Below are 13,204 nucleotides of genomic sequence, written 5' to 3' on the forward strand. Positions count from 1 at the left end.
CGGTTCAGGAATGTTGAGCATCGTCCGAATCATGTTCATTGACCGCTCGGCTCGGGGGCAATTATGCTAAGATCGCGAAGCAAAAACGAGCAGAAGGAGGCATGATATGCATTCGGCTTATGCACACAACGCGGCAGCTATAACCAGGGGGGCCGCCGCCAATCGACGACGTAAACGATGGAAGCAGAATATCCCGCTCCTCATTCTGTTTGCCCCGATCGTCGCATTCTTCATTATTTTCAAATATGCTCCGATGGCGGGCCTTATTATCGCCTTCAAGAACTATACCTTCTATGAAGGAATATGGGGGAGCGATTGGGTCGGTCTGAGAAATTTCAAGCAGCTGTTCTCGAACCCGCAGACGATTTCCATTATCCGCAATACGGTATTCCTGAGCTGCTTGAATATCGTCGTCGGCTTTCCGTTCCCGATCATCCTCGCGATTATGCTGAACGAGGCACGCAGGCAATGGTTCAAGCGGGTCGTGCAGACGCTGGTTTATTTGCCGCATTTTCTGTCTTGGGTCATTGTCGGGGGAATGGTCGTTACGATGTTCGCCCAGGAGACGGGGGTCGTGAATCATCTTGTGAAAATGTGGACGGGAGAGCCGTATCCGTTTCTGTACAAGGAGGGGTCCTGGATCGTAATCTTCGTCGGCTCCGGCATCTGGAAGGGCGCCGGCTGGGGAGCGATCATCTACTTGGCGGCGCTGACCGCGATCAATCCGCATCTGTATGAAGCGGCCAGCATGGACGGCGCGAGCAAATGGCGGCAAATCTGGCACGTCACGCTGCCGGGGATCAGCTCGACGATCGTCGTCATGTTCATTCTGACCTTAGGCCATGTGATGGAGGTAGGCTTCGACCATGTGTTCATGCTGCAGAACTCCGTAGTTTCGAATGTATCAGAAGTAATCAGCATCTACATTTACCGGGTCGGTCTGCAGGGAGCGCAATTCAGCCTGACAACGGCGATGGGGCTGTTCGAATCAATTATAGGCCTGGTGCTTGTGCTCACGGCCAATCGGGTCGCCCGCCGGTTCGGCCAAAGCTTGTGGTAGGAGGGGATAAGATGAGAGATACCTGGGGAGAAAAAGTGTTCTACCGCGTCAACTACGTCCTTCTGGCCTTGGCGGCGCTCAGCTGTTTGCTGCCGATCGTTCATGTGGCGTCCGTTTCGCTCAGCGATTCCCATGCGGTGATGTCCGGCTTGGTCTCGCTTTGGCCGGTCGGCTGGTCGCTGGAATCGTATACGGCGCTCATCGACGGTACGAATATCGTCACGGCGTTTAAAAACAACCTCGTTATTACGGCTGTCGGCGTCGTGCTCAGCATGAGCGCGACGATCATGGCTGCTTACCCGCTGTCACGTCCGTACTTCTACTGGAGGAAACGGTTTACGCTAGCGATCGTCTTTACGATGCTGTTCGGCGGAGGCCTCATTCCGACTTATCTGGTCATCAAGTCGCTCGGATTGATCAATTCCTATGGAGCGATCTGGCTGCCGGGACTTGTGAGCGCCTTCAATATGCTCGTACTGAAAACCTACTTTGAGGGGCTGCCGGCTGAGATGGAGGAAGCGGCCCGCATGGATGGCTGCAGCGAATGGAGGCTGCTCGCGCAGATCGTTCTGCCGCTGTCGATGCCGGTGCTTGCAGCATTGACGTTATTTTATGCGGTAGGCTATTGGAACGCGTTCATGAACGTGCTCATTTATATCAATAGTCCGGAGAAGCACAACATGACGGTGCTCGTCCAGCAGATGGTGCAGAGCCAGTCGCTGCTGCAAGAGATCAACGGCATCCAGCAGGAGGATATCAAGCAGATGACGCCGGAGGGCATCAAAACAGCGGGCATTCTGGTCATGATTGTCCCGATGCTGATCGTCTATCCTTTCTTGCAAAAATATTTCGTCAAAGGGGTGATGGTCGGCGCGGTAAAAGGCTGAAGCGAACGAATGATTGCAAAGCGGAGTATAAGCCAAATCAGAATTATTGGGGGATGAAGGGTCCATGAACAACAAAGTAAAAGCTTTATCCATAGCTGCGACAGCCATGCTCTCGGTATTGATCGCAGCAGGCTGCTCCTCGAACAGCAGCGGCAATAATATGAAGGGCGACAGCAAGGAGCCGGCGAAGAAGCCGGTCATCTCGCAATCGATTTATGATCGAGGAACGGTTCCTCCGGATGAAGGGACGATTGAGAAAAACCGCTGGACGGACTGGATCAACGAGAATGCTCCGGCTACGGTCAGATTTACAGCGATACCCCGCTGGGAATCGCAGGCCAAGTTCAACACCTTGTTCGCTTCGACCAGCGCCCCGGACCTCATCTTCGAGTTCGACACCAACTATCGCAACCAGCTGTACAACCAGAAGCAGCTCATGCCGCTGGACGATCTGATCGCTAAGCATAGCACCGTATACAAGAAGCAACTGGAGCAAAATCCCGTTCTGAAAAAAATCGGCACGAAGCCGGACGGAAAGCTGTATGAATTCGGCCGAATCGTCGGACTGTCCACGAACCACGTGCTTTACGTCCGGGCGGATTGGCTGAAGGAGCTGAATTTTGAGGTTCCGAAAACAACGGACGATCTGTACAAGGTCATCAAGGCGTTCACCGAACAAGATCCGGACAACAACGGAAAGAACGATACGTTCGGCTACAGCTTGAGCTTCGTAACGGGGTATATCACCGACTCCATGTTCCAGAATGTCGCTTGGGTGGTCGAGGACGGCAAGCTGATCCACGACTGGGATCGGTCCAAGGCTGCAACCGCATTCAAGAAAAAGCTGTATGACGAAGGCTTGATCGATAAGGATTTTCTCGCCGACAAGAACGGGGAGAAAGCGAAGCAGGATTTCATTAACGGCAAACTCGGCTTCTACGGTGTAAACGGAGGCGGGGGCGCTCCTGGATTACAGATCCTGGAGGCCATGCGCAAGAACGATCCGAATTCGCAAATGATCCCGATCGAGCTTCCGCAAAGCCCCTTCGGTCAATTTAGCCCGGTTATTCAGAATCCGGTACAGATGACGGCCGTCATCAACGCTTCCGCTAAAGATCCGAGAGCCGTTATGAAGTATGTCGACTTCCTCGTTTCCGAGCCTACTCAGAAGACGCTTAGTAAAGGGATCGAGGGGACTCACTGGAAAAATGGCGCAAACGGATGCCCGGAAGTCATCGTCGATGAGGCTAGACAGAAGAAAGAGCTGAGCTGGATGGGTGACTTCATTTTGCTGAACTCTTCGGCCACATGGGGCAAATGCGCGGATTTTGCAAGCACGCTTGATCCGTCCAAGCCGCTCGAGAAGGAATTTCTCGGTATCATCGATATGGCGAAGAAAGCTTATCTCGATCCAGTTCGTCCGATCGCGGAGCTGACCAGCAGCGAGCATATGCCGACGCTCCCGCAGGATCTGCAGCTGATCGTCACCAACGCGAATAAGACGATTGCTGACACGATTAACAAAGCGATTGTCAGCGGGGCCTCCTACACGGTGGAGCAAGCAATCGAGGACGCCAAGTCGACGTGGGAGAAGTCGGGTGGCAAGCAGGTCGACGACTGGTACGCGAAGTGGTACGTCGAGAACAAGGATAAAGCGTTCCTGAAAGAAGACATGTACAAAATGCGGAATCAGTAAGGAGTTGGGCGACAATTGAAGCTTGCTGAGCAGCAAGAATATACGCAAGCATTCGAACGCAGGGTCAAAGAGACGCAATGGAAGAACGGCATGATTACACAGGGCATGCCGGGACACACGAAGGAGGCATCTTCGTTCCCGGAGGTGCACGCAGGAAGGGAGACGGCCGCGTATTATGCGGCCGGCATCATGTCCGGGAGGCTCGGAGCAGAGGAGGGCGCGCTAATGCTGGAGCAGCTTGGCCGGCTTCAGGAAACGAATCCGGATTCTCCGGAGTACGGAGGCTTCCGCTGGTACCGCGAGGAGACGGCGATCCACGATACGAATGCTGCTTTCTTCATTATGAGCCCTCTTGCGATTGTCGCTCTGCTGTTCCCGGAGCAGGTGCCGAACGCCCATCGCCTTGCTCTGCTCGGGATGATGGAAGGGGCCCGCGATTGGTTCGCACGGGAATGCCGAGATCCGATTCTGTATTACCCGAATAAGATCATCAGCGACGGCGCTTTGCTGCTTGCGCTCGCGAAGCTGACGGAGCATGAGGGTCGGTTTGAGGAAGGAGAGGCTTTCTTCGACCAATGGCTCGAGTACACGCATAGGCGCGGATGGGGCTGGGGCGAGAACATGAGCCTCGTGTATCTGGTAATTATCGTAAACTCTCTGCAGCTCGCCGCCTACTGCCTGAAAGAGCGGCGTCCTGCGTTGGCGCGCGAGCTTTGCAGCGAGATTCGCAAGCTGCTCGAGCTAGTCCGCTTCCATGAAGGCGAAGAATTCGTGCCGGCGATCCGAAGCTACAATTTCCTTGGAGAAGTAGTTAGTTCGAGCGTGATTTGGAAGTTGGCCGGCTATGAGACCGACGACAAGCTGATGACGGGGTTGTCCGATCTTTGGATGCTCCCGGGGGTAGCGCTGTATCGGGGCTATACCGACGCGGCACTTGGCATGCCTGCGCCCGAGCGTCAGCCGGTTCCGAGAGTTCGCCGCGAACGGGTGATGGATGACGCGCATGCGTACACCTGGGTCGGTGCGCGTTCGCGGCTCGGCAGCCTGACACGCTTCCCGGTGCTGGCAGGCTGCTATCAATGGCCAACTTGGGGGCTCGGCTGGCAGTCGTTCCCGGTCAGCTTCAGCGTTGCCGGCGAGCAGGTCGGCTACCTGAGATGGTCGGTAACGGAGAACGGCGCGGTCCGAACCCATCCCGCGGAATCGCAGCCGAAGGCGTACCTTAGTCCCGCGCTGTTCGGCGAAGCTCATTACCCTGACGTCGAAACGCGCTGTGCTCAAGCGGAAAATGCTCTGCTCGCGGTCCGTAGTATGACCGGCTTAAACAATCGCGTACAGGAGATCGCCGACGAGTGGATCGTACAGCGATTCCGCTACAAAGCGGAGTGGATCGAGGCGCGGGGCCTCGACGGCGTGTCGCGCCGCTGGGCGGCAATGCTCTATCCGGGCGTAACGGTCGCGCTGGCCGCGCTGCAAGGCATCGCGTTCGGCGGGACGGATCCGGCCCTGGCGGCGGGCGAGCTTGAGATGGTACGCGACGATGGTGATACGATTCGTATTCGACGATTGTTGTATCGCGGCGAGGATCATACAGTCGTTCACCCCCGACTCGAAAGCGCATGGGCCGTCGTCATTCGTGAGCATGCGCCGTCCGAGCCGCTTGACCGTGGCGAGTTAGTGGCATGGCTGGAGCGGATCGACGTCCGCGATGATGCGAAGGCGGACGGGGAGACGCCGCGTGCGCCGCACCAGCTTATCCGCCGGATCTCCTTGGGAGGGGACGGGATTCCGCCCGTCAGGCTGGAGCTGGATCCGTATATTTCTTGAAGGAGATGAATGTGACGTGAACGCCATCCAGCATAACCGGGAGAAGCTCCTCCAGCTGATCGACCGGGTAATCGAGAAGATGAAACTCATGACGAACGAAGACATGGAGGAGACGTGTCCGATCGGCATCATTTCGATGGAGAACTGGGAATGGCCGCAGGGAGTGGGCCTATTCTCTCTATATTTGTACTATCAGGAGACGGGGAGAGAAGACATCCTCGATTACCTGGAGCAGTGGTTCGACAACCAGCTGCGGAAGGGGGTTCCTCCCCTTAACGTCAACACGATTTGTCCATTGTTGACGTTAACTTACCTCCATGAGCTGCGGCCGAAGGGTCGGTACCTGGAGCAGTTGCACCAGGGGGCGCATTATGTGATGCGCGAGATGCCGCGGACGGAGGAAGGCGGCCTTCAACATGTCGTGTCCGGCGTACTGAACGAGGGGCAGCTATGGGACGACACCTTGTACATGACCGTACTGTTCTTGACCCGTTACGGCACGCTTACAGGCGATCCGGCATATACGGACGAGAGCGTCCGGCAATTTTTGGTTCATCTGAAATATTTGACGGACCCGGAGACGGGACTGTTTTTCCACGGCTGGACGTTTCACGGCCATCATCATTTTGCCAGAGCCCTATGGGGAAGGGGGAATGCCTGGTATACGGCGGGACTCGTAGATTACCTCGATATGACCGATCCGCCTGCCGGAGTGAAGCTGTTCCTGAGCGGATCGCTGGAGCGGCAGGCGAAGGCGCTTGAGCGCCTGCAGGCTTCGAGCGGCCGCTGGCATACGCTGCTTACAGACACGTCCTCTTATGAAGAAACCTCGGCGACGGCCGCTTTCGCCTATGGTCTGCTGAAGGCGATTCGCTGCGGCTATTTAAGCGGCGACTATAAGTCAATGGCGCTTCGCGCCTTCGAGGGAGTGGTCGATCAGATCGATGGCGACGGGATCGTCCGCGGGGTATCCTATGGAACGGGCATGGGCCGGACACTGCAGGAGTACAAGGACATTCCGCTCTGCCCGATGCCGTACGGCCAGTCGATGGCGCTGCTGATGCTGGTCGAGGGACTCAAGCAAGACTTTCTAAGCCCCTAATATTTCACATTCGCATTCATCATTAGAGCTGGCAACATTTTTTATAAGGTACACGCTTCAGCTTTGACGAATCATCCTGAATCGAATAAGCGGCTTTGTGCGATAACCTTCTGAACAGAACATGGCTCACGGCGATTTACGAATCGGCTCGCACTGGCGGCAAAGTGAAGCTGTAGTCGAGCTGAGAGCGTCATTATGGAAAGGGGCAGTGACAGCATGATGCATAACAACATCCGGTTTCACAATACGGCCGAGCTGGAAGAAAGTCGCAGCTTCGGCGGCTTACGAATGTTCCGGTTTCCGAGACAGGTTCGCCATGCGCTGGGCGATCGGGGGCGGTTTATCGCAGAGGAAGCGACCGGCTGCGAAATCCGCTTCGTAACCGATGCCGCGAATATCCGCGTCACGCTGGTTCTGACAGATCGGGATGGGGAAGTGTACGTATATAAAGGAGGACTCCTTCATTCGACACACCGTATGCCTGCGGGGGTGCCGAGGACGCTGCATCTGGAGGAGCCGGTCCGGCTCGGGTGGGTGGAGCGGGAGAAGTTGACGGAGTCGGGCTTTGCGTCGGAGGTATGGAGAATCGTATTCGGACGCTCGGAAGGGGTTTTCCTCGAGTTGAATACGTTCGGGTATCCGGTCCGGCCGCCGCGATCGGACGAAACGCCGGGACTTCGCCTTCTTGCTTACGGCTCCTCGATTACCCACGGTCTCGGAATGTACCCGCTCACCTACGTGGATCAGGCGGCGAGACGATTGAAAGCTGACGTATTTAACAAAGGGATGAGCGGCTCGTGCTTGTGCGAGAGGCAGATGGCCGATTTTCTCGCGGAGTCGGAAGATTGGGATGCGGCGACGTTAGAGCTAGGGGTGAACATGAGGGATCAATTCCTTCCCGACGCTTTTGCTAAGCGGACAGACTATTTGATGCGGCGAATGATGGAGCGTCATCCGAATAAGCCCCTTTTTGTGATTACTGTGTATCCGAATTTCGCGAGTTGGGCGGACAGCGAGGCCGGGCAGAGAGAGCGAGCCTATAATCTTGTTCTTGAAGAACAGGTGAAGGAGCTGAAGCATCCGAACCTTCACCTGATAGCTGGCGATCAGGTTCTTCAAGACCTATCGGGATTATCTTGCGATATGATTCATCCCGGACCCTACGGCCATATGACGATGGGCGAGCAACTGGCGAAGATCATTCGTCCTTTGCTGGAAGAGAGGTTTAAGCGATGATCCGAAGGCTTCACGACGACCGCGACCGTTTTTTCGACCTCCGGCTTGGCTTGTTCACTGGGAATTAGGAATTGCACAAAAAAGTGAATACGAGGTGAAAAATAATGAAAAGTCACGCCTTCAAACGATGGATTAAATGCGTTTTTACATCCATTTCGCTTTTAATCCTTCCATTCGTACCGTTTGCAGGAACGGTTGTACATGCCTACAGCGGCGACTTGCTGGTGGAAACGTTCGATTCGTATGCCGTCGGCCAAAGCCCGCCCGGCTGGACGGTTCCGAAGCCTCCGGCAGCCGTTATGCCCTCGCCCTCGCCATACATCGTGAAAGCGACGGTTGAAGAGCTGCCGGGTACCCCGGGGAGAATGCTGGAGCTCCGGAAGAACGGCAAGTCGACGTCTTCGTACAATATCAGCCGAACGATTGCGAATGCAACCGCCAAGCTGGTGATGTCCTACCGCGTTCGGGCCGAGCAGACCGATGCAGTCTTCTATTTGCCAACGCCGCAGAGCGGAAGCGTGGTTCTGGCGAAGTTAAGCTTGTATAATGGTCAATTCGCCTATATGAAAAAGGGCGGAACGGCCTGGACGACGATCCAGCCTTACTCCGCGGGTGTTTGGTACGACGTCCGGATCATGTTGGATACGGATGCGGATACGTTCACTCTCTCCATCAATGGCGAGCCCAAGCTGTCCGCAGAGCCGGCCGAAGCGGGCGGGAGCGTCACCTCGCTCTATTTGGGGATCTATAAAGACAGCATTGGCGCCGCTTATTTTGACGATTTGTTCTTCAACTCCTATAAGCCGGCGAACAGCGCTCAGTTCGCCCAGCCGTCCTTCGACCTTGCAGCAGGAAGCAGCCAAGCTCTTCCGCTCCTGTTCGATCCGGCAGATGCGACGGATCAGAGCGCTGTCTGGTCGTCTGATCAACCGGGCATTGCTTCCGTCTCGGGCAATGGGGTCGTCACGGGATTGGCCGTGGGCAAGGCGACCATTACGGCTCGGCCGCGCGAGAACATTCCCTCCGCCAGCGTGAAGGTAAACGTCTACGAAGTGCCGGTTACCGGCATTACGGTCGTCAATCCGCAATCGCCTAGCTTGCCGGTCGGCTCGAGAGCCTGGCTGCAGGCGATCGTCGCGCCGGACAACAGCACGAACAAAACCATCGTGTGGGGCAGCGATAACCCGCAAGTCGCTGCCGTGGACGGGTATGGCGAGGTGACTGGAGTCGCCCCCGGCACCGCGACCGTGTATGCCGCCACACCGGACGGCAAGGTGCGCGGAGAAACGAAGGTGACGGTCGTCGCTCGCGCCGTTCAGAAGCAACTGTATGTCTCACCGTCAGGCGATGACGTGAATCCCGGAACAGAGCAGGCTCCTTTCCGAACCATAGCCAAAGCGCAGGCAGCCGTCCGCGGGTTGAACTTTGCCATGACGGGGGATATCGTCGTCAACTTGCGGGGAGGCACTTATGTGCTCGATAAAGAGCTGCAGTTTGCGTCAGAGGATTCGGGCAAGAACGGTTATTTCGTAACCTACCGCAGCTACCCGGGGGAGAAAGCGATCATCAGCGGCGGGCAAACGGTCGACGGCGGTTGGGAGCTTCATGATAGCGCCCTTAATATTTATCAAGCTCATGTCGGCCACGAGCTGCAAACGAGACAGCTGTTTGTGGACGGTGTGCGCGCCGTACGTGCAAGAAGCGTCTCCGGGCTAATCAATCCGGTAAAGACCGCCACGGGGTATACGTCTGACGATACGCTCCTTCCCTCGCTCCGCAGCATCGACGATTTGGAATTCGTTTATCAAGACCTGTGGACGAATTCTCGGGCCGGCGTGCAATCCGTGACCGGATCGGGAGGCAAGGCGCAAATTACGATGGAGGAACCGGCTTGGACCGCGATCTCTAATCGGGGCCTGACCTCGGCTACTGTGCCTGCTTATTACGAGAATGCCTATGAGCTGCTCGATGAGCCGGGAGAGTGGTACTACGACAGGACGGCCGGTATGCTCTATTACAAGCCGCGGGCTTGGGAGCAGCTGTCTACAGTGAAGGTAGTGGCGCCGGTGCTGGAGAAGCTCCTGAATATTCAGGGCTACTCGGCGGACGATCCGGTTCGGAACCTTCAGTTCGAGAACCTGGAATTCGCTTATACGACATGGATGAGGCCAAGTACGAGCTACGGGCATTCCGACGCACAAAACAACCATTTGCGATACCCGGGCACGAAGGATACGCTGCCGGACGCCGCGATCACGATCCAGCTTGCGAACACGGTCAACTTTGAACGCAATACGTTCACCAAGCTGGGAATATCCGCCATCCGGATGGACAATGGCGTGCAGAACAGCTTGATACAGGGCAATCATTTTTACGATATTTCTGGAAGCGCTTTAAATGTCGGACAGCCGTATTCGAGCGATCCTGATGTATATCGTCCCGCCGATCCCCGCAAGATCATGAAGAACGACGATGTCGTCAATAATCTGATCCATGATATCGGGGTCGATTACAAGTCAGCGTCCGCTATTTCCGCGGGGTATCCGGTCGATATGGACATTCGCCATAACGAGATCTTCTCGATCCCTTACAGCGGCACCCATATCGGGTACGGCTGGGGCGCTCAGTTCAACCCGGTCACCCGGAACGTGCAGATCGAGAACAACCTGATTTACGATCTGCTCGGCATGGGGCTGCGGGATGGAGGGGCGATCTACAGTCTCGGCACGACCGGTGCATCGGCTGCGGATCCGAACGTCGTCTCCGGCAACTATATTCGGAATCAGATGGAGGACAGCGCCGTCCTATACGCCGACGAAGGCTCTGCATATTGGAAGTACGAAAACAATGTAATCGACTTGAAGGATACGCCGCCGTGGCACGGTCAGCAGAGGTGGGCACAGGTATGGTTGCCGACTATTCATGATCAATTTTTCAACAATAACTATACGACGCAATCCTACTATGTAAATAACGGCACGAATTCCATCTTCGTGAATACGCATGTTGTACCTGATGCCAACTGGTCGGGCGAAGCGCTCGCGATCATCGATAACGCGGGCCTGCAGCCGGGATTTCGCGATGTCGCATTGGGCGTTGTCCCCCGCGTATCCGCCGATCCGATTAATTTGGCCATCGGCGTCACCGGGACGGTCGTAGTCTATGGCCAAAGCGGAAAGGATCAACCTCTTGGACTAGGCTCCAGCACAGTCCATTACGCTTCCCGCAATCCAGCGGTTGCAGTCGTTGATGCGCAGGGTCATGTCACTGGGGTTAGTCGCGGCAGTACCAAGCTGGATGTGAGCATTGTAAACGGCTCGGTGCTCAGACACCTGGCTCTTGACGTGTTCGTGGGTGACACGTTGTCGGATATCCGGCTGAGCGGGGAGGACGGTCATGTTCTGTTCGGAACGCAGGGGGAGACAAAGGAGCTTCAAGCCTACGGCAATACGCTCTTCGGCAACAAGGTTTCGCTCGGGCGCACCGAGTTCTTCTCCAGCAATCCGGAAGTCGCATCCGTTTCGGCAGACGGCTTGCTGACCGCTCATCATGCGGGTGCAACCGTTCTGACGATCAAAGGAGATTTTCTAGACAACACGAAGGAAGGCTACTACCTCTATAAGGTGGTCGATTCTTCAACAGCCGATGATTACGGGCTACGCTCCGAGATCGGCGATGCGGATTCCTGGACCGTCAATGCGACAGGGAGCGGGAATATCCAGCAAGGAACGGACAGCATCACCGTGGCGACCCCCGGGGGTTATTCCGTTTATTCGGGCCGAAAGTTCTTGAATGAACTGCTGGACTTCAATCTGAGAATCAACGGCGCGGGAAGCTGGTACGCGCTTTCGCTCGGCAACCCGAGCAGTCAAACGAGCTACACGAACGGCAGCACGTATCTCGTCGCCATCGGAGCCGGGGGCATCGATCTGTACCGATTCAATAGCGGTCAACGGACGGTCATCTACGGTAACCTGCCCGGTTATACGAGTGTCGGAGGCGGGACAGTCCCTAATACGATGCTTCCTTACAATGAAACGCACCGGGTTCAGCTTGGAACGTTCCGGCAAGGGGACGGCGTCCGGATAATTATGAAGGTAGAAGGAATCGAAGTATTCAATTTCCTCGATACCGACAAGACGAACGCTCTATCCGATGCGGGATATTTCGGATTGATTGCAAGAAGCGGCAGCATCACCTTAAGCAGGACGGACCATCAGCAGCCGGCAGTAGCGGGACTTGCGATAGACGGATTATCCGGCATTCAGGCGGGAGAAAGACGAACGGTCTCTGTAACGGTGGTCTATGAAAATGGGGATAATGGACCGCTCGCATCCGGCGTATCCTTCAGCAGCAGCGACGCCCGGGTCGCGGATGTGGACTCGAATGGTAACGTGACAGCGCGCCTTCCCGGAACCGCGATCATCATTGCACGCTACGGCAGCGTGATCGGATCGTATCCTTTAACCGTGCAGGATACGATTCCGCCTGTTACCGTCGGAAAACTTACCCCGGCTGAACCGGACGGAGCGAACGGTTGGTACGTTCATCCGGTAACGGTCAATCTGCTCGCGACCGATCAAGGGGATGGAGTCGCAAGCACCGTGTACAGTCAGGATGGCGGAATCACATGGATCCAATATACAGGGGCTTTCACCGTTAGTCTGGACGGTCCATCCGAGTTGAAATATCGTTCGACGGATAAGGCCGGGAACGCGGAGGCTGTCGGAATGATTGCCTTCCGAATGGATTCCGCCGGACCGAAGCTCGAAGTGGCCGGGGTTGAAGAAGACGGCAGCTACGAAGACGCAGGGAACTTGCAGCTACAGGTTCATGTCATCGATGCTCAATCGGGAGTCGATGACGCGCAAACCTCGATTGTGTTGGACGGAAAACCGTACCCGAACGGCTCGATCGCTTCGCTCTATTCGTTACCGCTCGGAGCTCATACTCTCACCGTAACTGCCGTCGACTTGGCGGGGAATCGAAGTGTCAAGACGATCCATTTTCAGACTGTGACCAGTATTCAATCCTTGCAAGATTTGGTTCAACGCTTTACCCAAAGCAACTTGATCGACAACGCCGGACTGGCGAATAGCCTGATGTCCAAAATTAAGAACGGCAATTTGCAAAGCTTTGTTCGTGAAGTGCAGGCCCAGAGCGGCAAGCACATTACGGCGGAAGCGGCTCAATATTTAATCAGAGACGCACAAGCACTTATTTTACAAATCAAATGATTGTATCTAAGACACGCTCATGATGCAGGGTGTCTTTCGTTCCCCTTCATACTTGAAATGCTCAAACGAAAAGGTATACGTCATTTTGCTAGTGGCTCTTATAAAATATTTACATTTTGAAGATTAACAGGTAAGAATTTTGGTTGACTCGTAGGGCAC

The 13,204-nt window shown here is 55.5% G+C and carries 7 protein-coding genes; all 7 read left to right on the top strand.

From position 1 onward, the window contains the following. Positions 1–106: 106 nt before the first annotated feature. The 7 genes from KZ483_RS01485 (at position 107) to KZ483_RS01515 (ending at position 13,045) form a co-directional block, all read left to right on the top strand. Positions 107–1,060 (top strand): ABC transporter permease, encoded by a 954-nt coding sequence (locus KZ483_RS01485; protein WP_220351033.1) that lies wholly within the window; start codon positions 107–109, stop codon positions 1,058–1,060. A gap of 11 nt (positions 1,061–1,071) precedes the next feature. Then, positions 1,072–1,947 (top strand): carbohydrate ABC transporter permease, encoded by an 876-nt coding sequence (locus tag KZ483_RS01490; RefSeq protein ID WP_220351034.1) that lies wholly within the window; start codon positions 1,072–1,074, stop codon positions 1,945–1,947. 64 nt (positions 1,948–2,011) lie between these two features. Further along, positions 2,012–3,643 (top strand): extracellular solute-binding protein, encoded by a 1,632-nt coding sequence (locus tag KZ483_RS01495; protein WP_220351035.1) that lies wholly within the window; start codon positions 2,012–2,014, stop codon positions 3,641–3,643. 15 nt (positions 3,644–3,658) lie between these two features. Beyond that, complete coding sequence (locus KZ483_RS01500) at positions 3,659–5,470, top strand: hypothetical protein (RefSeq protein WP_220351036.1); 1,812 nt, start codon at positions 3,659–3,661, stop codon at positions 5,468–5,470. 16 nt (positions 5,471–5,486) lie between these two features. Next, positions 5,487–6,572 carry a beta-galactosidase BglB gene (locus KZ483_RS01505; RefSeq protein WP_258881496.1) on the top strand — a complete coding sequence of 362 codons (1,086 nt, stop codon included), beginning with the start codon at positions 5,487–5,489 and terminating at the stop codon, positions 6,570–6,572. A gap of 216 nt (positions 6,573–6,788) precedes the next feature. After that, the gene (locus KZ483_RS01510) at positions 6,789–7,808 is read left to right on the top strand and encodes an SGNH/GDSL hydrolase family protein (protein WP_220351037.1); all 1,020 of its coding nucleotides are present in this window, start codon (positions 6,789–6,791) and stop codon (positions 7,806–7,808) included. A gap of 104 nt (positions 7,809–7,912) precedes the next feature. After that, complete coding sequence (locus KZ483_RS01515) at positions 7,913–13,045, top strand: Ig-like domain-containing protein (RefSeq protein WP_220351038.1); 5,133 nt, start codon at positions 7,913–7,915, stop codon at positions 13,043–13,045. The last annotated feature ends 159 nt before the right edge of the window (positions 13,046–13,204 follow it).

The sequence above is a fragment of the Paenibacillus sp. sptzw28 genome (genome assembly GCF_019550795.1).
Taxonomy (GTDB): Bacteria; Bacillota; Bacilli; order Paenibacillales; family Paenibacillaceae; genus Paenibacillus_Z.

What these genes read in the sequence shown, in the direction of transcription:
- KZ483_RS01485 (WP_220351033.1), top strand. Translation starts at nt 107, where the DNA reads ATGCATTCGGCTTATGCACACAACGCGGCAGCTATAACCAGGGGGGCC.
- KZ483_RS01490 (WP_220351034.1), top strand. Translation starts at nt 1,072, where the DNA reads ATGAGAGATACCTGGGGAGAAAAAGTGTTCTACCGCGTCAACTACGTC.
- KZ483_RS01495 (WP_220351035.1), top strand. Translation starts at nt 2,012, where the DNA reads ATGAACAACAAAGTAAAAGCTTTATCCATAGCTGCGACAGCCATGCTC.
- KZ483_RS01510 (WP_220351037.1), top strand. Translation starts at nt 6,789, where the DNA reads ATGATGCATAACAACATCCGGTTTCACAATACGGCCGAGCTGGAAGAA.
- KZ483_RS01515 (WP_220351038.1), top strand. Translation starts at nt 7,913, where the DNA reads ATGAAAAGTCACGCCTTCAAACGATGGATTAAATGCGTTTTTACATCC.